Origin of the sequence: Streptomyces sp. DH41 (assembly GCF_029813785.1) — a bacterium.
GTDB lineage: Bacteria > Actinomycetota > Actinomycetes > Streptomycetales > Streptomycetaceae > Streptomyces.
In genome coordinates this window covers 260,050-279,808 of the sequence record NZ_JARVKY010000009.1, presented here as the reverse complement: position 1 = coordinate 279,808, position 19,759 = coordinate 260,050, and the positions used below count along the sequence as shown (strand labels likewise).

The 19,759-nt window shown below is 72.2% G+C and carries 16 protein-coding genes and 1 pseudogene; 9 read left to right on the top strand and 8 right to left on the bottom strand.

Annotated elements, in window-relative coordinates:
• Nucleotides 1-13: 13 nt before the first annotated feature.
• Nucleotides 14-1,249, top strand: coding sequence for a cytochrome P450 family protein (locus QC283_RS17800; protein WP_279562525.1), 1,236 nt, complete (start codon nucleotides 14-16; stop codon nucleotides 1,247-1,249).
• A 144-nt stretch (nucleotides 1,250-1,393) separates the two neighbouring features.
• Here the strand turns inward: QC283_RS17800 and QC283_RS17795 are convergent, their stop codons facing one another.
• On the bottom strand, nucleotides 1,394-2,926 hold the full coding sequence (locus tag QC283_RS17795) for a helix-turn-helix domain-containing protein (RefSeq protein ID WP_279562524.1): 1,533 nt from the start codon (nucleotides 2,924-2,926) through the stop codon (nucleotides 1,394-1,396).
• A gap of 169 nt (nucleotides 2,927-3,095) precedes the next feature.
• Between QC283_RS17795 and QC283_RS17790 the strand changes: the two genes are divergently transcribed.
• Entirely contained in the window at nucleotides 3,096-3,716 is a 621-nt protein-coding gene (locus tag QC283_RS17790) for an L-threonylcarbamoyladenylate synthase (protein WP_279562523.1), read from the top strand.
• A 118-nt stretch (nucleotides 3,717-3,834) separates the two neighbouring features.
• A complete protein-coding gene (locus QC283_RS17785) occupies nucleotides 3,835-4,590 on the top strand; it encodes a dienelactone hydrolase family protein (RefSeq protein WP_279562522.1) in 756 nt (251 codons plus the stop codon).
• Between the two features lie 144 nt (nucleotides 4,591-4,734).
• Here the strand turns inward: QC283_RS17785 and QC283_RS17780 are convergent, their stop codons facing one another.
• Nucleotides 4,735-5,757 (bottom strand): TauD/TfdA dioxygenase family protein, encoded by a 1,023-nt coding sequence (locus QC283_RS17780; RefSeq protein ID WP_279562521.1) that lies wholly within the window; start codon nucleotides 5,755-5,757, stop codon nucleotides 4,735-4,737.
• Between the two features lie 148 nt (nucleotides 5,758-5,905).
• On the opposite strand from QC283_RS17780, the gene QC283_RS17775 reads away from it, so the two are divergent.
• Both QC283_RS17775 and QC283_RS17770 read left to right on the top strand, forming a co-directional pair.
• A complete protein-coding gene (locus QC283_RS17775; RefSeq protein WP_279562520.1) occupies nucleotides 5,906-6,736 on the top strand; it encodes an aldo/keto reductase in 831 nt (276 codons plus the stop codon).
• Nucleotides 6,737-6,786: 50 nt separating this feature from the next.
• Nucleotides 6,787-7,413, top strand: coding sequence for a DNA polymerase ligase N-terminal domain-containing protein (locus QC283_RS17770; protein WP_279562519.1), 627 nt, complete (start codon nucleotides 6,787-6,789; stop codon nucleotides 7,411-7,413).
• Nucleotides 7,414-7,565: 152 nt separating this feature from the next.
• Here QC283_RS17770 and QC283_RS17765 read toward each other — a convergent pair whose 3' ends face one another.
• Nucleotides 7,566-9,131: an MFS transporter gene (locus QC283_RS17765; protein WP_279562518.1), complete on the bottom strand. Its 1,566-nt coding sequence runs from the start codon at nucleotides 9,129-9,131 to the stop codon at nucleotides 7,566-7,568.
• Between the two features lie 100 nt (nucleotides 9,132-9,231).
• Between QC283_RS17765 and QC283_RS17760 the strand changes: the two genes are divergently transcribed.
• Entirely contained in the window at nucleotides 9,232-12,090 is a 2,859-nt protein-coding gene (locus QC283_RS17760) for a BTAD domain-containing putative transcriptional regulator (RefSeq protein ID WP_279562517.1), read from the top strand.
• A gap of 159 nt (nucleotides 12,091-12,249) precedes the next feature.
• Here the strand turns inward: QC283_RS17760 and QC283_RS17755 are convergent, their stop codons facing one another.
• Nucleotides 12,250-13,044: a nucleotidyltransferase domain-containing protein gene (locus tag QC283_RS17755; protein WP_279562516.1), complete on the bottom strand. Its 795-nt coding sequence runs from the start codon at nucleotides 13,042-13,044 to the stop codon at nucleotides 12,250-12,252.
• A 134-nt stretch (nucleotides 13,045-13,178) separates the two neighbouring features.
• Nucleotides 13,179-14,057, bottom strand: coding sequence for a CPBP family intramembrane glutamic endopeptidase (locus tag QC283_RS17750; RefSeq protein ID WP_279562515.1), 879 nt, complete (start codon nucleotides 14,055-14,057; stop codon nucleotides 13,179-13,181).
• A 261-nt stretch (nucleotides 14,058-14,318) separates the two neighbouring features.
• Here QC283_RS17750 and QC283_RS17745 point away from each other — a divergent pair, with 261 nt between their 5' ends.
• A complete protein-coding gene (locus tag QC283_RS17745) occupies nucleotides 14,319-15,494 on the top strand; it encodes a sensor histidine kinase (protein ID WP_279562514.1) in 1,176 nt (391 codons plus the stop codon).
• Nucleotides 15,491-16,177, top strand: coding sequence for a response regulator transcription factor (locus tag QC283_RS17740; protein ID WP_279562513.1), 687 nt, complete (start codon nucleotides 15,491-15,493; stop codon nucleotides 16,175-16,177). The genes QC283_RS17745 and QC283_RS17740 overlap by 4 nt, the downstream gene beginning before the upstream one ends.
• A 181-nt stretch (nucleotides 16,178-16,358) precedes the next feature.
• On the opposite strand, the gene QC283_RS17735 is transcribed toward QC283_RS17740, so the two are convergent.
• Nucleotides 16,359-17,222, bottom strand: coding sequence for a helix-turn-helix transcriptional regulator (locus QC283_RS17735; RefSeq protein ID WP_279562512.1), 864 nt, complete (start codon nucleotides 17,220-17,222; stop codon nucleotides 16,359-16,361).
• 164 nt (nucleotides 17,223-17,386) lie between these two features.
• On the opposite strand from QC283_RS17735, the gene QC283_RS17730 reads away from it, so the two are divergent.
• Nucleotides 17,387-18,175 (top strand): alpha/beta fold hydrolase, encoded by a 789-nt coding sequence (locus QC283_RS17730; RefSeq protein WP_279562511.1) that lies wholly within the window; start codon nucleotides 17,387-17,389, stop codon nucleotides 18,173-18,175.
• Nucleotides 18,176-18,681: 506 nt separating this feature from the next.
• Here QC283_RS17730 and QC283_RS39455 read toward each other — a convergent pair.
• Nucleotides 18,682-19,266: pseudogene (locus QC283_RS39455) on the bottom strand (N-acetylmuramoyl-L-alanine amidase); the annotation flags it as partial.
• Complete coding sequence (locus QC283_RS17720) at nucleotides 19,266-19,451, bottom strand: hypothetical protein (protein ID WP_279562509.1); 186 nt, start codon at nucleotides 19,449-19,451, stop codon at nucleotides 19,266-19,268. The pseudogene QC283_RS39455 and the gene QC283_RS17720, both read right to left, overlap by 1 nt.
• Nucleotides 19,452-19,759: the final 308 nt, after the last annotated feature.

Sequence of the window (19,759 nt, the reverse complement as noted above, 5' to 3'; positions counted from 1 at the left end):
TAGGAGACACGTCGTGACCGTGACCGACCGCATCGCCCTCGACCCGTTCGGCGCCGATATCGCCGAGGAGAGCGCCCGGTTGCGTGCCCTCGGCCCGCTGGTTCCCGTGGAGCTGCCCGGCGGCATACCCGCGTGGGCGCCCACCCGCTACGACACGCTCAGGGAACTGATCCTCGACCCGAGGGTGAGCAAGGATCCGCGGCTGCACTGGCGGCTGTGGTCCCGGATCGGTGAACACCCCTCCTGGGGCTGGATCCTGGGCTGGGTCGGTGTGGTCAGCATGCTGTCCACCTACGGCCCCGACCACACCCGGCTGCGCAAGCTGGTGGCGCCGAGCTTCACGCACCGGCGCACCGAGGCGATGCGCCCCCGGGTGGAGGCGATCACGGCCGAACTGCTCGACGCCCTCGACTCGCCCGACGTGCCCGGGAGTGATGTCACCGACCTGCGGGAGCGGTTCGCGCATCCGCTGCCGATGCGGATGATCTGCGAGCTGTTCGGTGTGCCGGAGAAGCTGTGGGAGGACACGGGGCGGCTCATCGCCGCCGCGATGGACACCTCCGACCCGAGCCCCGGGCACGCCGCCTCCGTTCAGCGGCAGATGGGCACGGTGCTGCCCGCGCTGATCGCCCACAAGAGGAGACACCCCGGCGACGATCTCACCACCGAGCTGATCCGGGTCCGCGACGAGGACGGCGACCGGCTCACCGACGAGGAGCTGCTCCACACACTGCTGCTGGTCATCGGGGCGGGCTTCGAGACCACCGTGAACCTCATCGGGAACGCGGTCGTCGCCCTGCTGACGCACCCGGGGCAGCTGGCGGCCGTACGGTCCGGACGGATCGGCTGGGACGCCGTCGTCGACGAGACGCTGCGGGCGCACCCGTCGATCGCGTCGCTGCCGCTCCGGTTCGCCGTCACCGACCTCACCGTCGGCGGCGTCACCGTACCGGCCGGGGACGCCATCGTCACGACGTACGCCGCCGCCGGGCACGACCCGTCGCGCTACGGACCGGACGCAGGCGCCTTCGACGCGGCCCGCAGCGTCGACGACCACCTCGCGTTCGGCATCGGCGTGCACCGGTGCGTCGGCGCGCCGCTGGCCCGCGCGGAGGCCCTGACGGCGCTGCCCGCCCTGTTCGAGAGGTTCCCCAGGCTGCGCCTGGCCGTGGATCCGCGGGAGCTGCGGCAGGTGCCGTCGTTCATCGCCTACGGCTGGCGGGAGATCCCGGTACGGCTGCGCGGCTGAGCCGGCTCCACGCCCGGGTGGTGACCGAGCGGCGGGGGCGCGACCGGTCCCCCGTTCCGGTCGTACCCCCGCGGCCCGTTGAACTTACGTGGACGGCTCGGCCGTTGTGAATCGTGTCGATGCCCGATGGCGGGCCGGAAGGACTCACCCGTGCACAGGTGAGTCCGGATGGCCCGGTTTCGTCCCGTGCAGCGGGGGCTGGTCGAGGTCGCCCGCCGCCAGGTGGGCGAGCACCACCTCGTACAGGTCGCTGCCGGCGGCGAGCAGCTGGCGTTCGAGGACCGGCTCGGCGCTGCGGACGTGCTCGCGCACCGTCTGGGCGTGCACGCCGAGCGTCTGCGCGGCCCGCTCGGCGTTGCCGCCGACGGCGATCCAGGTGCGCAGCGTCCGCCGCAGGTTCCGGGCGTCCGGCTCCAGGCGGCCGAGCAGGCCGCCGGCCCACGTGCGCAGCGCCGGCCCGGTCAGCAGCTCGGTGAGGCAGGCGGGGCCCGGCCGTGCGGTGCCGTCGCCGGCGGGGTACTGGGCGAGGGCGGCCTGGGCGTTCAGGGCGAGGTGGACGGTGGCGCGTACGGTGAGGTCCGCGAAGTCGGTGCGCAGCAGTGACTCGACCCGGTCCATGCGGGCGCGGACCGTGTTGCGGCTGACGCCGAGGATCTTCGCCGTGTTGACGGCGGTGAACTCCAGACCGAGCCGGGTGGTGGCGAGCAGCTCGGCGCGGGTGTGGTGCGGCAGGGCGTCGAGCGGGCGCAGCAGGTGGGCCGTCCAGCCGTGCAGCGCCGCCGGGTCCATCAGGCGCTCGGGGTGGGTCCGCTCCGCGTACACGGCGGCCTTGTCCGGACGGAACCTGGCGACGGCCAGGGCACTCACGGCCTGCCCGTACGCGGTGGCGGTGCGGGCGAGGCTCTGCCGGGCGCTGCCGCCGAGGAAGACGCCGGGGAGGCGGCCGACGAGCGAGCGCAGCTCCTGGCCGGCCGCCTCGCCGGGCGTGAGGACGATCACGTGTCCGTCCATGGCCGGGCACCGCACCACGAGCGCCCGCTCTCCCGTCGCCGACAGGCACTCCTCGGCGAGACGGTCCCGCCCCCCGGGGCTGCTCTCCACGACGTAGACGCACGCCGCCTCGGTGTCGAGGAGGCCCGGCCACAGACCGGCGGCCACGCGGCGGGCGGAGACGGTGTCCTCCACCATCAGCAGTTGCAGGATGGCCAGGCGCAGGTCGGAGGCGGCTTGCCGCAGCCGGTGTCCGGCCGCGGCCGACTCGTGACCGGCCAGCAGCAGCTCCACCACCTGGGCGGTGTGGGTGACGATGTCGAAGGCGCGCCGGTCGAAGGGAGTCTCGCGGGCCACCGCGAGGACGGCGGCCGGCGCCGGGTGGACCCGTTCCACGCGGACGAGCCGCAGATGGCGGCCCCGGTCCTCCAGGGCCGCGGAGGCGAGCCGGCCGGAGGTGATGTCGGCGACCAGGTCCTCGTCCAGCTGTGTGCGGGTGCCTGCCAGCAGGCGGCCGGTGCCGTCCTGCAGCGACACGGTGGCGTGCGCGGCCGAGGCGAGCCAGGTGACGACCCTGCGCACGTCCCGTCCGGCCGGCCGCAGGTGGTCGAGGAGTTCCTCCGCCCAGTCCGCCGGCTCACCGGCTCCGGTCGCCCACTGCCGTGTCCCGTCCTGTCGGCCCGCCACGTCGGCCTTCTCTCCTCGTCCTCGCCTCGCCCCCGGCCCAGGTCGGGGACGTTACCGCATGGCCGGGCGCGCACGGCACCCGTGCGGGCACGATCGTCCGCGCGGGGCCCGTCCGAGTCTCCGACCAGGCCTGTCGGTCCGTGCACGCGAACGGGCATAAGCTCGGTGAATGGCGAAGTACTTCGACGTGCACCCCGACAACCCCCAGCCGCGCAGCATCTCCCAGGTCGCCGACAGCGTCCGCTCGGGGGCGCTGATCGCGTATCCGACGGACTCCTGCTACGCGCTGGGCTGCCGGCTGGGCAGCCGCGACGGCATCGAGCGCATCCGGTCGATCCGGCAACTGGACAACCGGCACCACTTCACCCTGGTGTGCCAGGACTTCGCGCAGCTCGGTCAGTTCGTACAGATCGACAACGACGTGTTCCGGGCGATCAAGGCGTCGACCCCCGGCAGCTACACCTTCATCCTGCCGGCGACCAGGGAGGTGCCGCGCATGCTGCAGCACCCCAAGAAGAAGACCGTGGGGGTGCGCATCCCCGACCACGTCGTCACCCAGGCCCTGCTCACCGAGCTCGGTGAACCGCTGCTGTCCAGCACCCTGCTGCTGCCCGGCGAGGAGGAGCCGATGACCCAGGGATGGGAGATCAAGGACCGGCTCGAGCACGTGCTGGACGCGGTGATCGACTCCGGTGACTGCGGCACCGAGCCGACCACGGTCGTCGACTTCTCCGGCGGCGAGGCGGAGATCGTGCGGCGGGGCGCGGGCGACACGACCCGGTTCGAGTAGCGGGCGGCCCTCTGCGGGGTACAGGGACTCCCCCGGCCCCGGCGTGCCACGATGATCACGACCCGTCGGTGCCGCCGGCGGGTCGTCCACCGCCGTACCGCAGAGAGGCAGCCCCGCCATGACCGCCGTACAGGGAACCGCTGTCGACATCATCACCGCCGACGGCACCGCCGACGCCTACCTGGCGCACCCCGCCGACGGGAGCCCGCGTCCCGCCGTCCTGCTCTACATGGACGCCTTCGGACTGCGCCCGCAGCTGAGGAACATGGCCGACCGGCTGGCCGGTGCCGGGTACACCGTGCTGGTCCCGAACGTCTTCTACCGGCACGGGCGGGCGCCGGTCGTGGAGCTGCCCGGGTTCATCGACCCGGGGGCGCGGCCGGACATCTTCCAGCGCCTCGGTCCGGTCATGCGGTCCCTGACGCCCGAGCGGGCGATGCGGGACGCCGGCGCCTTTCTGCGGTGGCTGGCCCACGCCCCGGCGGCGGCCGACGGCCCGGTCGCGCTGACCGGCTACTGCATGGGCGCCGGGCTCGCCCTGCGTACGGCCGGCACATATCCGGAGCGGGTCGCCGCGGCGGCCGGCTTCCACGGCGGGAACCTGGCGACCGAGGGACCGCGGAGTCCGCACCTGGTGGCCGGGCGGATCACCGCCGAGCTGTACTTCGGCCACGCGGACCACGACGGCTCCATGACGCCCGAGCAGCAGGAGCGTCTGGCGGCGGCCCTGACCGCGGCCGGCGTCCGGCACCGCTGCGAGGTGTACGCCGGCGCCCCTCACGGTTACACGCAGGAAGACACCGCGGCGTACGACCCGGAGGCGGCCGAGCGGCACTGGGAGGCGCTGCTCGACCTCCTGAAGCGGACGTTCTGACCGGGAGGGTCCGGGACGGCGTCGGGGTTCCTCGACGCGTTGGGGTTCTGCTCGGGCGGTGCCTCGGCGGCGTCGTACGTGCCTTCCGTCGGACCGGGCCCGTGGCCGCGCGGACGAGGTGGCGGTCACCCTCGTCCGCGCGGCTCACCAGCGTCCCGGTCCGCCGCCGACGATCACCTCCGAGGGGGTGCCGTCCACCCCGGCCGGCACGTCGCCGGTGAGCATCACCCGGTGCATGGTCCGGGGGTGCCCGAGATGGGCGTTGTCGCTCGGGGCGAGGTGGATGGTGGCCCGGTTGTCCCAGAAGGCGACGCTGCCCGGCTCCCAGCGGAAGCGGACGGTGTACTCGGGCCGGGTCGCCTGCTCCAGCAGCAGTTCCAGGACCGCCGCGCTCTCCGGACGGGAGAGGCCGGTGATCTGCTCGACGTAGTACCCGTTGACGAACAGCACCCGCTCCCCCGTCTCCGGGTGGACGCGGACCAGCGGGTGCACGGTCGCGGTCTGGTGGTCCAGCAGGTGGCGGACGTAGGCGTCGTCGCCCGGCCGGGGCTGGTAGCCGACGCCGAGGCGGTGTTCGGCGCGCAGCGTGTCGACGAACGCGCGCATCGGGGCGGACAGTCCGGCGTAGGCGGCGGCCAGGTTCGACCAGGTGGTGTCGCCGCCGTACGGCGGGACCGTCTCGGCGCGCAGGACGGTGGCGGCCGGCGGATCGACGCGGGCGCCGTGGTCGCAGTGCCAGCCGCGCAGTAGCGAGTGACGCCGGCGCCGCAGCCACTCGTCGTGCTCCATCCCGAACCGCCCGCCCAGTTCCAGCCGGTCGGCGGTCGTCTCGACCTCCGGGAAGTCCGCCGGCGACGCCTTGCCGCGCCGGGGCAGGACGACCGGTTCGCCGAAGAGGCGCGCGAACGCGACGTGCCCGGCGTGGTCGAGTCGCTGGTCGCGGAAGAAGACCACCTTCCAGCGCAGCAACGCGGCCCGGACCGCCGCGACCTGTGCCGCGTCGAGGCCGGTCGCCAGATCGACGCCGTGGATCTCGGCGCCGATGTGCCCGGCGGCCGGTTTCACCTCGATCCCCGCCGCATCGATCCCCGCCCCATCGGTCTCCGCGGCATCGAGCCCGGTGGCCGCCGTCGTCGTGCGTTCCCCAGTTGCCCTGTCCGTCGTCATGTGCGCTCCGTCGGTCGGTCGGTCGCTTCGGTTCCAGCGGAGATCGTGGCAGAACACCCGGTGCTCCGTCCGGTTGATCACCACTCCCCCCGTGGGCGACGCTGGACGTGCGGCACACCGCCGCGCACAGTCGAGGGAAGGTCCCACGGTGATCAGTATCCCGACGCACACGCTCAACGAAGGCACCACGCTCCCCGCCCTGGGGCTGGGCACCTGGCCCATGGCGGACGACGAGGCGGAGCGGGCGGTCCGCGAGGCCCTTCGGGCGGGCTACCGTCTGATCGACACGGCGACGAACTACCGCAACGAGACCGGCGTCGGCCGAGGCGTGGCCGCCCGCGAGATCCCCCGTGAGGAGATCGTGGTGACGACCAAGCTGCCCGGCCGGCACCACGGCTACGAGGAGACGCTCGCCTCGTTCGAGGAGTCCCGCGCCCGGCTCGGCCTGGAGTACGTCGACCTGTACCTGATCCACTGGCCGCTGCCCCGGGTGGACAAGTACGTCGACTCCTGGAAGGCCATGGTGAAACTGCGTGAGGACGGCCTGGTGCGCTCGGTGGGCGTCTCCAACTTCACGGCCGCTCACATCGAGCGGCTGGAGAAGGAGACGGGCGTCCTGCCCTCCGTCAACCAGATCGAGCTGCACCCGCTCTTCCCGCAGGACGAGCTGCGCGCCTTCCACGAGCGCAAGGGCATCCGTACGGAGAGCTGGAGCCCGCTGGGCCGCGGCAGCGACCTGCTGGACGATCCGGCGCTCGCCGAGGTCGCCGAGGCGCACGGCGTGACGCCCGCGCAGGTGGTGCTGCGCTGGCACACCCAGCTCGGCGCGGTGCCGATCCCGAAGTCCTCCGACCCCGCGCGGCAGCGGGCGAACCTCGACGTCTTCGGCTTCGAGCTGGACGCCGGCCAGATGGGTACGGTCGCGGACCGCGCGCACCGGCGGATCGGCGGCGACCCCGAGGTGCACGAGGAGTTCTGACCGGGGTACCCGGTCCCGGTCGGCGCGGGCCTCTCGGGAAGGAGCGGCACATGGGCGAGGAGAACGGGCTGCGTGACTACCACGGCAGGCGTGACTTCGACCGGACCGGTGAACCCGCGGGGCGCGAGGCGGCCTTGGAGGGTTCCGGGGGCGAGGAGCACCGCTTCGTCGTGCAGATCCACGACGCGAGCACCCTGCACTTCGACTTCCGGCTCCAGGTGGCCGACGTACTGAGGTCCTGGTCGGTGCCGAAGGGCCCCTCGGCGGACCCGCGCGACAAGCGGCTCGCGGTGCCGACGGAGGATCATCCGCTGGAATACGAGGAGTTCGAGGGCGTGATTCCCGCGGGCGAGTACGGAGGCGGCACGGTCATCGTCTGGGACCACGGCACCTACGAGCCACTGAGCCACGACCGCCGGGGACGGCCGGTCGGCTTCGCGGAGTCACTCGCGCGCGGCCACGCCAGGTTCCGGCTGCACGGCGCGAAGCTGCGCGGCGAGTACGCGCTGACCCGGTTCCGCGGCGGGGACGAGGGCGACGCCGAGGAGGCTTGGCTCCTCGTGAAGACGGCCGGCGCCGGGGCCCGGGAGCACGGCACCCCGGATCCCCGGCGTGCCCGGTCGGCACGCACCGGCCGCACGCTCGCGCGGGTCGCCGAGGAGGGCCGCAGGGTCTGATGACCCGCAGCGTTGTCCACGCGGCCGATCGGTGGGCGGCCGCCGGGTGCGGTGCGGTCCTGGCGGCTCCACCACACCGGAGGTCTTCGTGATGACCGAGCCCGCCCGGCGTCGACCACGCTCGTGGGGCGACGGGTGCGGACTCGTCCGCGTCAGACTCCCGACTTCGCCGGTTCCGCCGGGACGTCCCCGCCGGCCTCCGGCTCGTCGCCGCCGATGACGCCGACGTGCCGCAGCACGACGGCGGACAGGAACACGAGCACCACGGTGCACGCCGCGGCCACGGCCATCGCCGTGTTCATCCCGGAGGTGGCGGCTTCCCTGGCGAGATCGAGCAAGCCGACGGGCATCCGCTGCGCCGAGGAGACCGCGCCGGCGAGGCTGTCACCCGCGGCGTCGGCCACCTCCGGCGGGATGTCGCCGGAGATCTCGTCGTCCATCTGGTCGCGGTAGACCGCGGTGGCCAGACTGCCCAGGATCGCCACGCCCAGGGCGAGGCCCAGTTCCTGAACGGTCTCCGACATCGCCGAGGCCGAGCCGGCCTTCTCCGCCGGCGCGGCCGCGACCACCAGGTCGGTGCCCAGGGCCGCGATCGTCCCGAGCCCGAGGTAGACGAGGCCGAAACCGGCCACCATCAGGGCGACACCGCCCGTGGACTCCACCAGGGCGAGCAGCACGTACCCGACCGTGGACAGAGCCAGGGTGACCGCCATCACGAGTCCCGGCGGCACCCGGCGCGCGACCAGGGGCGCCCCGATCGCCGCCAGGAGCATCATCAGCGCGGGCGGCCCCATCCACAGGCCCGCTTCGACGGGGGGCAGCCCCTCCACGAACTGGAGCTGCTGGGTGATCAGCAGCATCGAGCCGCCGACGCCGACGAGGCCGATGAGCAGCACGCTCAGCGCGGCGCTGAACGTCCGGTCGGTGAACAGGCGTACGTCCAGCAGCGGGCTCACCAGCCCGCCCTGGCGGCGGACGAACAGCACCGCGAAGACCACGCCGATCAGCGCGGCGGCGATCGTGGGCACCTCGAAGCCGTCCTTGGCGAACCGCTTCACCGCGTAGACCACCGGCAGGATCGCGATCAGCGACAGCGTGACGCTGAGCAGGTCGAACCTGCCGCTCCGCGGCGCCCGGTACTCGGGGATCAGGGCCGGTGCGGCCACCAGCAGCACGATCGCGACCGGGACCGCGAGGAGGAAGACCGAACCCCACCAGAAGTGGTTCAGCATCACTCCGCCGACCACCGGCCCGAGCGCCATGCCGAGCGCGAAGCTCGTCGCCCAGACGCCGATGGCCAAGGAACGCTGGCGCTGGTCGGCGAACATGGTGCTGATCAGGGCCAGCGTGGACGGCATCAGCGTGGCACCGGCGATCCCCAGGGCCGCACGCGCCACGACGAGCATGTCGGCGCTGGTGGAGTAGGCCGCCAGCACCGAGACGGTCCCGAAGGCCGCGGCCCCGATCATCAGCAGCCTGCGAAGGCCGATTCGGTCACCCAGCGTGCCCATGGTGAGCAGGAATCCGGCGATCAGGAAACCGTAGGCGTCCATGATCCACAGCTCTTGGGTGCCGGACGGACGCAGATCCTCGGCCAGCGACGGGAGGGCCAGGTACAGCACGGTGACGTCGAGGCCCAGCAGCACGGTGGGCAACGAGAGGACGGCCAGCCCTCCCCACTCCCGGGCGCCCGCCCCGCGTACGGTCGTTGTGCTCATGGCACTCCCCTGCGTTCTCGATTCTCGGCAACGTGCGAAGGCCACTGTGCCGACCCTCACGCACGGTTTCCTGAGGGTCGTTCGGCGATACACTGCGGCCATGCGTTACGGGGTGCTCGGCCCACTGGCCGTCTGGGACGCCGAGGGGCGGCCGGTCAGGGTCCCCGAAGCCAAGGTGCGCGCCCTGCTGGCGAATCTGCTCGTCCACGGCGGCCGACCGGTGCCGGCCGACCGCTTGATCGAAGACCTGTGGGCAAGCAGTCCTCCGGGCGGGTCGACCAACACGCTGCAGACCAAGATCTCCCAGCTGCGCCGCGTGCTGGGCAGGGAGCAGGTGGTCCGCGAGCCCGCCGGCTACCGGCTGCTGCTCGCGGACGACGTGGTCGACGCGCTGAGGTTCCAGAAGCTGGCCGAGCGCGCCCGCGCCCACCGGGAACCGGCGGTGAGGGCGGACCTGTTCGCGGACGCGCTCGCGTTGTGGCGGGGCCCGGCCTACGCCGACGTGGCCGAGTCCCTGTTCGTCCGCGGGGAGATCGACCGACTGGAGGAGCTGCGCCTGGGCGTCGTCGAGGACCATGCCGAAGTACGGCTGGCCTTGGGCGAGCACACGGCACTGGCGGCGGAGCTGGGGACGCTGGTGGCACGGCATCCGCTGCGCGAGCGGCTGCGTACGACCCATATGCGGGCCCTGTACCGGGCAGGGCGGCAGGGCGATGCGTTGCAGAGCTTCCAGGACCTGCGGCGGGAGCTGGCCGAGGAGCTGGGGGCGTCGCCCGGTCCGGCAGCCTCCGCACTGCACGAGGCGATCCTGCGCCAGGAGCCCCAGCTGGCCCCACCCACGATCGGGACGCCGTCGTGCCGTACGAACCTGCCCACCCCGCTGACTCCCCTGATCGGCCGGCGCGAGGCGTCCGATCAGGTACTGGCACGGTTGGATCCCGGCTCGAACACCCGCCTCGTCACCCTCACCGGCCTCGGTGGAGTGGGCAAGACACGGCTGGCGATCGCCGCGGCGAGCGACGCGGCCGGGCGGTTCACCGACGGGGTGTGGCTCGTCGAACTGGCGGGCCTGGGCGCCTCGGCGGCGCCGGACGACATCGCCGAACGAGTCATCACGACGCTGGGCCTGTGCGACACCGCGGCGACGGAGCCGAACCTGGACGATCTGGTGGGCTGGCTGTGCCAGGCGGTGGCCGGCAAGCAGTTGCTGATCCTGCTGGACAACTGCGAGCATCTCGTCGAGCCGGTCGCCGTGCTCGCCAACGCCGTGCTGTCGGCCGTACCCGCGGCGCACCTCCTGCTCACCAGCCAGGAAGCCCTGGACATCCCCGGCGAGGTGGTGCATCCGGTACCGCCGCTGGCGCTGCCGAAGCACACCGATCCGCGGACGGTCGCCCGGTCCAGCGCCGTCGAACTGTTCGTGCAGCGGGCCGCGGCAGCCGCGCCCGGCTTCCTTCTCGACGCGGACAACGCGGCGGCCGTTTCCGCCGTCTGCCGTCGCCTCGACGGTATTCCGCTCGCCCTGGAACTCGTGGCGTCCCGTCTTCGGACGCTGAGCCCGCACGAGCTCGCCGCCCGCCTGGACGACCGGTTCGCCCAGCCCGACGTCCGGGTTCGCGGACTTCCGGACCGCCAGCGGACGCTGCGGGGCATGCTCGACTGGAGCTGGCAGCTGCTGACCGCGGACGAGCGCGCCGTGCTGCGCCGCCTCGTCGTGTACGCCGACGGCTGCGTCATGCCGTCCGCCCAGGCGGTCTGCGGCGACGACGGCCTTCCCGCCGGGCGGATCCCCGACCTGCTGTCCCGGCTGGTGGACCGCTCCCTGGTGGTCCGTGAGGGAAACCGGTTCCGGCTGCTCGAATCGGTGGCCGCCTACTGCGCCGAGCGACTGGCGGAGGCGGGCGAAGAGAGCGCCGTACGCGCGCGGTTCGTGCGCCACTGCACCGAGTCGGCCGAATGGGAGAGCGAGCGGCTGCGCGGCCCGGACCAGCGGTGCTGCCTGGAGCGCCTCGACGCGGAGACCGTCAACCTGCGCCGCGCCCTGGATCTCGCGGTCGCCCAGGGCTCCGGCGGATACGCGGTACGGCTCGTGAACGCGCTGGCGTGGTACTGGTTCCTGCGCGGGCGGCTCACCGAGGCTCGCAGGTCGCTCCGGACGGCGCTGGCTGCCGACGGCGGGGCCGCTCCGGCCGAGCGGCTGACGGCGCGGGTCTGGCTGGCCGGTATCGAGCTGCGCACATCTCAGGCCGCCGCGGCGCTGGCTCCGGCTCCGGCTCCGGCTCCGGCTCCGGCGGGCGAGGACCTCACCGCCGGTGTCGAGGATCCGGTGTTGAGGGCCCGGCTGCGGTGGTTCGTCGGCACCGGGCTGACCGGCCGCGGCCACCACCGCGAGGGGCGGCAGCTGGTGGAGGCGAGCCTGGCGGGCGCACGCGCCGCCCGGGACCGCTGGGGCGAGGCCGCGGCACTGGTCGAGCTCGCGAGTCACGCCCCGGCCCAGGAAGGATCCGCGGAACTGGGCGACGCGCTGTTCCGTGAGGTCGGCGACCGCTGGGGCCGGCTCCGGGCCACCCGGTCCCTGGCGCTCGCGGCCGAACGCGAGGGCGACCGTGAACGGATGGAACGCCTGCACCGGGAGGGCCTCTTGATGGCCGAGGACCTCGGTCTGTGGACCGAGGTCGTCGAGGCGCTGACCTGGCTCGGCAAGACCGCTCTCGACGACGGCCGCGCCGAGCGGGCGAGAGAACTGTACGAGCGCGCGCTGTCCGTGTCGGCCGAACGCGCCTACAACCGGGGAGAGATCCGTGCCGAGATCGGCCTGGGGCACGCCGCACGGCTCCGCGGCGACCGGGACGCCGCCAAGTGTCACCTGAACCGGGCCCTGGCCAAGAGCCGTACATCGGACCACGCCGCTCATGCCGCGGCCGCGCCGGCGGAACTGGACCTCGTCCCCCGGGCGTGACCGGGTCCGTGCGCCGCCCCCTTCAGCGGGGGCACGGGGCCCTGTGGCATCCCGCGGCGTCACTCCCGTGCCGGCCGGGCGTCCGCCGGACCGTCTTGCGGTCGCCGCGAAAGGGGAGCTGCTGCGGGCCGCCGAACGGTGCGCGCCGAGAGGGCTCGGTCAGCTCGCCTGATCGATGACATCGTGGAGGTACCGCACGGCGAGTCTCTCGGCGTGCCGGTGGCGTTCGATCGCCGCTCCCGTGTCGTCGAGCCACCGCCGGTAGAGCCTGACGCCGGCGAGAAGTGCCCGACCGGCTTCGTGCCGATCGTGACCGCACAGGGTTGCCCGAAGGTCCCGTGCCTCATCCGGTGCGACTGATTCGAGGTGGCGCACGCCGCGAGGTGCCGCACCCACCCGTGCGGAGGCCAGGGGACCCAGCACCGCCTCGCGCAGGTAGCCGAGAAAGCCGATGACCTCGAACAGTTCACCGCGGCCGAGTTTCGTCGCACCGTAGTGCACCCAGATCCAGAATCGGTCCTCGATCCACTGGAGGTCGGGCACCGAAGTTGTCGGCGGACGTTCCGCGAGCGAGTCGGCCAGGCCGCCATCGCGGTCCCACAGGATGTCCGGATCCTCGACGCGCTCGGCGAAGTCGGACACCCGCACGAACTTGAAGTCGACATGGAGGAGGGGCGGCCCGACGAGTGTGACGATCAGGCGTGGTTCGCCGACATGCTCCCCGGTGAACCCGGCCACGAGCTCGGCCCAGGAACCGATCAGCGTGAGTCGCTCCTTCATGACCGAGTCGAACGCCTCGTCGTCGATGACCACGATCAGGTCGACATCGGAGTAGATGTCGGGGTGGCCACCGGCGATTGACCCCGCGACGGCGACACCGGTCACTCGTGTGTCCCGCTGGATCCGGGGAAGCACGTCGCTGAGGAACTGGTTGTGGAGGGTGGGTGCGTCCATGGCATTCCTTCCGATCGAGACAAAGTTTTGCAACGTACCACGCCGCCGAGCCGACCGCGCAAGGGAACAGCGGCACGGAAGACTGCCTCGCAGGAGGCGGCGGCCACCACCGGTGAGGCGCGTCCGCGGTCGGTTCAGCCCGTTTCGCCACCCTGCCGTGTGACCAACGGCTCCGGGATCCGGCGCTCGTGTGTCAGCCTCCGGCTGCCCACGATCCACAGGCAGATGGCGGCCATGGGAACGAGGGACAGCACCATGGGGGCGGCCGCGCCCAGGCCTTCCGTCTCGTTCAGCATCTCGCCGAGAATCAGGAAGAGGACCATGTTGTTCCCCGCGTGGGCCAGGCTCGCGACCCAGACGCTGCCGCTGCGCTGGTACAGCCACATGAGCATTATTTCCTGGAGCTGGAAGGAAAGCGTCCACATGACCAGGCCAAATACCACGTTCGGGAATTCGACGTAGCCGATGAAGGCCAGCGGAAAGTGCCATACCGCCCAGATGAAGCCCGTGGCGATGACGGACGGCACCGTGCGGCCGTCGAAAATCCGGGGCCTGAGATAGCTGGTCCAACCGAATTCCTCGCCCGCGTAGAGGGGGGTGAGGATCAGGGCCACCACCATGAGACCGAGGACGGAGACCAGCTCGTCCGTTCCGGGCATCCCGCCCGGGCCGGTCAGATCCGGTTCCCACAGGCCCACCGCCGCGGCGAGAACGAGGGTGCAGGCTGCGATGAGCGGCGGCCCCAGCCAGGCCACGGCGTAGTAGCGCCAGGCGGCCTTGAGGCGCAGTCCCAGTCCCGCGTCGGCAAAACCCTCCTTCGTGATCCAGCGGCGGACGACCACTGCGGCAATGCCGGGCACGCAGAAGCCGGGAAGTTGCAGGAGGGGGTTCAACGGGGACAGTCCAAGGACCGCCCGGGCGAACAGCAACCACAGCCAGGTTCCGGCGAAGGAAATGACAAGGAAGGCTGCCACGCCTTTACGGGCGGCAGGTTTCGCAATATTGGAGAGCATGAACGTATTCACCTTTCGACTTCCGCAATCGCGGCGACCGCTTCGGAGTTCGTGGTCCCCATCCTCACCTTCGGCAGCAGGGCGCATATCGCCACCAGGAGCGAATTACGGTTCCCCCGTTCTCGGGAGGCGTTCTGGCACTTTCGGGGGAGGCGGCCGGCCGTGGCACGGAGGTACGGTCCGACCGTGCCCAAATCAATTCGCCCGCTTTCTCGCGGGACTGTGTTCCGGGACTGGACCTACGCGGCCCTGGGAGCGGTCATGAGCCTTCCGCCGCTGACGGCGGCGGTACTGTTCGCACCGCCGAAATGGCCGGTGGAACTCCGTGTGCTGGGCTTCGTGCTCGCGTTCGCCCTGATGACCGTGGTCATGGGCGCTCCTGTGACGGCCAGGCGTGTGAGCGTGCGGCTGGCCAATGGGCTGCTGAGGGCCGGCCTGCCCGCGCCGGTGGACACGACGGGGCGGCACTGGGTCGACCGGTCGCGCACATCGGTGTGGCTGGTGCTGCACATGGTGCTCGGTGGGGCGGTGACGGCGGTCTCGTTCGTGGCCGCGTTGGGAGCGGTCGCGTTTCCCTCGGTCTGGCTGGGCGGTGAGGAACGCATGGCCGTGTTCGGGCTGTCGCTGCGGATCGGGGAGGGCTGGCGGGGAGCGTGGGCGTTGCTGCCGGCCGTGGGATGTCTGGCACTGGCGGTCGCGGGCACCCTCGGCGGCGCGGCCGTGCTGCGGGCGCTCGCGCCGGTGTTCCTCGGCCACCGGCTCGGCGAGCGGCTGGCCGCCGCCGAGGAGCGGATGAACCTGCTGGCTCAGCAGAACCGGCTGGCTCAGGAGTTGCACGACTCGATCGGCCACACCCTGACGGCGTCCACGATCCAGGCGGCCGTGGCAGTGGAGCTGATGGGCACCGACCCGGCCGGGGCCAGGCGCGCTCTGAACAGCATCGAGGAGACCTCTCGGGCCGCCATGGACGATCTCGACCATGTTCTCGGGATGCTGCGGGAGGAGCGGCCGTCCACAGCGCCCCGCCCGACCCTCGCGGACCTGGACCCGCTGGTGGAGGGAGTCCGCGGAACGGGCGCGGAGTTGGCGGTGGAGATCCGGGGCGACCTGGCCCGAGTGCCGGCCACGGTGTCGCGGGAGGCGTACCGCATCGTCCAGGAAGGGCTCACCAATGCCATGCGGCACGGTGGGAGGGGCGGGATCCGGCTGCGGACGACCGTGCGGGACGGATGGCTGGAGGTGGAGCTGACCAATCCGGTGGGTACGGGGGCACCTGTCCGGCAGCGGCCCGGGGGCCGTGGTGTGGAGGGGATCAAGGATCGAGTGCGGCTGCTCCGGGGGGAGACACGCGCGGGGGTGGTGGACACCGCCGGCGGGGACGCGAGGGAAGCACTCTGGCGGCTCCTGGTCCGGATACCGCTACGGTCGGGGTCATGAACGCCTCCAACACGCCGGGCCAGTACGCCGATCCGCCCGTGACCGTACTCGTCGTGGACGACGACGAGCTGACCCGGACCGGCCTGCGGACCCTGCTGTCGGCCAAGCCCGACCTGGACGTGGTGGGCGAGGCCGGCGACGGCGCCGAGGTGGTCGCCGCGGTGAACCGGCTGCGGCCGGACGTGGTGCTGATGGATGTGCGGATGCCGCGAGTGAACGGGATCGAAGCCACCCGGCGACTGCGGGCGCTGCCCGATCCGCCGAAGGTCGTGGTGATCACCACGTTCGAGAACGACGAGTACGTCTGGGACGCTCTGCGGGCCGGCGCCAGCGGGTTCATCCGCAAGCGGGCCCCAGTACAACAGATCGCGCACGCCATCCGGTTGGTGACGGCCGGTGACTCCGTGCTGTTCCCCGACGCGGTCCGCCGGATGGCCGCCTACCGACCCGTACGACGGGACGCCTCCGTGATCGCCGCGCTCACCGGTCGTGAGACCGAGACACTGCGGCTCATGGCACGGGGGCTGTCCAACCAGGACATCGCTGCCCAACTGGTGCTGAGCCTGGAGACCGTGAAGACCCATGTGGGCAACGTGCTGGCCAAGCTGGGCGTCGGCAACCGCACCCAGGCGGTCGTACTGGCCTTCGAAACTGGTGTTGTCGACCCGGGGGGCACGATCTGACCCGGATCGGCCCACCCGGTGCCGGCCGCTGGCGAGCTTCGATCAGTGCCGCTCCCGAGCCGCGAGCCGACGCCGCGTCCGCGTCGACGCCTGCACAGCCCTCATAATGGTGCGCTCCCCCACTCGGGACGCGTTCTCGAGCGGATCCGAAGTGGGGACAGAGGCGGGACGGGCGCGTGCCTCAACTCCCGTCGGGACCGGCTTCGCTGAACCGTTCGGTGCCGATGACCTGAAGGAGCGCCAGGCGGCCGGCCGTGTCGCTGCCGGGCGGCGGGGTGTGCAGGGCGAGGCGGTGGTCGCCCTCGGGAGCCAGCAGCACCTGGCAGTCGAGGTCGAGGGCACCGAGCTCGTCGTGGAGGACCCGCATCCGGGTGTGCCTGCGCACCGCGACCTCGTGCAGTTCCCACAGCTCGCGAAACTCCTCGCTGGCCGCGCGCAGGCGCTCCAGGAGCCGGGTCGCCGCGGCGTCCGTGCCGCGCCGTGTCACCGCGGCCCGCAGATCGGCAACGTGCAGCCGGCTGTAGTGGTGGTGCTCCCCCGGCGGGTAGGCGGCCCGGACGCCGGGGGAGGTGAACCAGCGCCAGACGACGTTGCGGCCGTGCTCGGAGACTGTGCACACCCCGCCGAACAGAGCCTCGGCGATGGGGTTCTGGGCGAGGACGTCACCGAGATCGCTCAGCACCTGGGCCGGGGTGTGGGGCAACTGGTCGAGCAGGTGCAGCAGGCCCGGACCGACCTGGCCGGCGCCGGTGCGGGCGGCAGGCGGCGGGTGGCCCGCCAGCACGTGGAGGTGGTCCCGCTCGTCCGCGGACAGACGCAGGGCGCGGGCGAGCGCGGCCAGCATGGACGGGGAGGGCTGCGGCCCGCGCGCCTGCTCCAAGCGGATGTAGTAGTCGGCCGACATCCCGGCCAGCTGAACGACTTCCTCCCGCCTGAGCCCCGGTGTCCGCCGCCGAGCGCCTGGTGTCAGCCCCACATCCTGCGGGCGCACCCGTTCCCTTCGGCTGCGCAGAAAGTCGGCGAGTTCACGACGGTTGATCGGCATGAGCGTCATCCTGCACGAGTGGGCCGAGCCGAACCAGGGACCGCCGATCCCAGCATGAGCAGGTCACTGCCGCCCCTGCCCGTTCAGCGGCACGGTGATGACACCGCGAGGCCGGAGCACCCGGCCTCGTGGTGACCATCCTTCCCAGTCGAGGAGACCCCACCATGGCCATCGTCACCGTCGCCGACGCCCGCGTCCACTACGAGATCACCGGCACCGGTCCCAGGCTGGTCCTCGTGCACGGCACCGGCTCCGCGGGAGCCGGGCTCACCTGGGGCGGGATCGCCCCCCGGTTCGCCGCCGCGCACACCGTGATCACGCCGGACCTGTCCGGCACCGAACAGACCACCGACGCCGGCGAACCGCTGACCGTCGATCGGCTCGCCGCACAGGTGATCGCCGTCATCGAGGACACCGGCGCGGGCCCCGTGGACCTGCTCGGCTTCTCCATGGGCACCGCGGTCACCGCGGCCGTGGCCGCGCTGCGGCCCGACCTCGTACAGCGGCTCATCCTGGTCGCCGGCTGGGCGCACACCGACAGCGACGAATACCTGCGCAACCTGTTCACGCTCTGGCAGCAGCTCGGCGACAGCGATCCGGCCGCCTTCGGCCGCAGCGTCACCATGACCGGCTTCAGCCGCGCCTTCCTCAACACCATCGGCCGCGACCAGGTGGAAGGGCTGATACCCAACATGCCGCCCACACCGGGCACCCTGCGCCACGTCGACCTCGACACCCGCATCGACATCCGCCACCTGCTGCCCCGTATTCAGGCCCCGACCCTGGTCCTCGGCGGCACGCGGGACGCCACCGTCCCCATCGAGCACAGCCGCGTCCTCCACGCGGCGATCCCGCACAGCAGCTATGCCGAGATCGACGCCGGACACGTCATGTTCTTCGAGAAGGCAGACGAATTCACCACGACGGTAGGTGAATTCCTCCACGCCGCGTAAGCCGGAGTACGGGCGCGGCGGGTGGCCGTAGTCGGTGAGTGCGCCACCCGTCGGGATCAGAGGGGCCAGACATGAGCCCTCAGCGCGGCCCGCGTGATGGTGACCGGAGTGGGGCCGAAGTGGCAGAGCTGGATCTTCGCGCGCGTGCCGGCGCCGACAACGCCCAGAACGGGGACGCCGCCGTAGGTGCCGCCGCTGGTGCCGACCACCTCGATCGGGTCGAACGTGCGGACCGTCGGGCCGCCGCCGTCCTCGTCCTCGGCGATACGGACCTGGATCTCGTCGCCGCGCGCGACCCCCTCGCCCACGAGGGTCAGAAGACCGTTGTAGTGGGCGTTGTGGGCGAAGGTCTGCCCGCCCTCGAAATGATCGTCGGCCTGGTCGGAGTACTCCTCGTTCCAGGCGATGGTCCTCCACTGGCCTGGCTGGAGGGTCAGCGGGTCCGTCATGCCGAGCGACAGGTACTTGGGCACGTCGTCCTCCTCCGGGCGGCCGGGTGCGCCGGCCAGCCTGCTCCTGATCCGGTTCCGCATCGAGTCCATCGTGAACCCGCGCGGGTCGATCTTTCCGGGCTGCCATTCGAGGTGGCCGATGACAGACCGCTCGGACCATCGGTGGTGCCGGCACACAGCGGCGGCGGCGCGCTCGATGGCGTCCAACTGGACGACGGGCCAGGGGTCGTCACCGTCGCCCAGGTTCTCGCACTCGAAGCCGTAGAAGTGCCGGTTGCCGTCGGTGTTCGCCTCGTTGTCGGCCGGCGGGCCGGACTCGTCGATGACGGCGCGGAGAACGTCGTCGTCGCCCAGGCCCGCGTGGTTGGCGCGGCCGTAGCCGATCAGGTGGACGTGTCCCTGCTTGCAGATCACGCCGTGGCAGAGCGGCCCCGGCAGGCCGTCGTACCCGCGACGGCAGATCTCCACGGTGTGGTCGTGGCCACGGGTCACGGTGTGATGGATCATCACGCCGTGGACGGGCCCCCAGGGCCCTGCGTGGTCGCGGTTGTGGTCGCGCCAGTCGCCGTGCTGGACGACGGTCAAGCCCTCGGCGCGCAGCGCCTGAAGGAACGCGTCGGCAGTCGCCGGGGCGGCCATCACACACACTCCGGCCTCGGCCAGGTGCCGGGCACATCGCCTCGGAGGCGGGCCGGGTACCGCTGTCCCGCGTCCACGTGGTCGCCGGTGGTGCCGGACCGCACGCGCCGGCGGTGGGTGTTCCGGGCGTCGTCTTCGGTGATCCGGTACGGCACGGTGCGGCCCGGGCCGGGTGGTTGGGGCATGGTCGGCCTCCCGTCGTGGGGGTACGGCGTCTCTGCGTCAGGGCACGGTGCTCGTGCCGGCCTTGCGGATGACGCCCTCGACGGGCCGGAGGCCGGCGCCCCACGGTCTGTACGAGGACTCACTCTGATGGATACCCGGTGCGGGGGCCAGATCCGCACCGTCGGCCGGGGCGAATGACGCCACCACAGCAATCACGCCAATCCTGGGCCGGCCCCGTCCGCCCCGACGACGGCGCGGCGACAGGCCCGGCCGGACCGCGCCGTGCGGCCCGGCGTGCGCTGATGGCCCACTCGCTCGGCCTGTGCGC

Excerpts from the sequence above, each read along its gene's own strand:
- QC283_RS17755 (WP_279562516.1), bottom strand. The coding sequence starts at position 13,044 with ATGGACGCACCCACCCTCCACAACCAGTTCCTCAGCGACGTGCTTCCC.
- QC283_RS17730 (WP_279562511.1), top strand. The coding sequence starts at position 17,387 with ATGGCCATCGTCACCGTCGCCGACGCCCGCGTCCACTACGAGATCACC.
- QC283_RS17790 (WP_279562523.1), top strand. The coding sequence starts at position 3,096 with ATGGCGAAGTACTTCGACGTGCACCCCGACAACCCCCAGCCGCGCAGC.
- QC283_RS17750 (WP_279562515.1), bottom strand. The coding sequence starts at position 14,057 with ATGCTCTCCAATATTGCGAAACCTGCCGCCCGTAAAGGCGTGGCAGCC.
- QC283_RS17780 (WP_279562521.1), bottom strand. The coding sequence starts at position 5,757 with ATGACGACGGACAGGGCAACTGGGGAACGCACGACGACGGCGGCCACC.
- QC283_RS17740 (WP_279562513.1), top strand. The coding sequence starts at position 15,491 with ATGAACGCCTCCAACACGCCGGGCCAGTACGCCGATCCGCCCGTGACC.
- QC283_RS17735 (WP_279562512.1), bottom strand. The coding sequence starts at position 17,222 with ATGCCGATCAACCGTCGTGAACTCGCCGACTTTCTGCGCAGCCGAAGG.
- QC283_RS17760 (WP_279562517.1), top strand. The coding sequence starts at position 9,232 with ATGCGTTACGGGGTGCTCGGCCCACTGGCCGTCTGGGACGCCGAGGGG.
- QC283_RS17765 (WP_279562518.1), bottom strand. The coding sequence starts at position 9,131 with ATGAGCACAACGACCGTACGCGGGGCGGGCGCCCGGGAGTGGGGAGGG.
- QC283_RS17720 (WP_279562509.1), bottom strand. The coding sequence starts at position 19,451 with ATGCCCCAACCACCCGGCCCGGGCCGCACCGTGCCGTACCGGATCACC.
- QC283_RS17770 (WP_279562519.1), top strand. The coding sequence starts at position 6,787 with ATGGGCGAGGAGAACGGGCTGCGTGACTACCACGGCAGGCGTGACTTC.
- QC283_RS17745 (WP_279562514.1), top strand. The coding sequence starts at position 14,319 with ATGAGCCTTCCGCCGCTGACGGCGGCGGTACTGTTCGCACCGCCGAAA.
- QC283_RS17785 (WP_279562522.1), top strand. The coding sequence starts at position 3,835 with ATGACCGCCGTACAGGGAACCGCTGTCGACATCATCACCGCCGACGGC.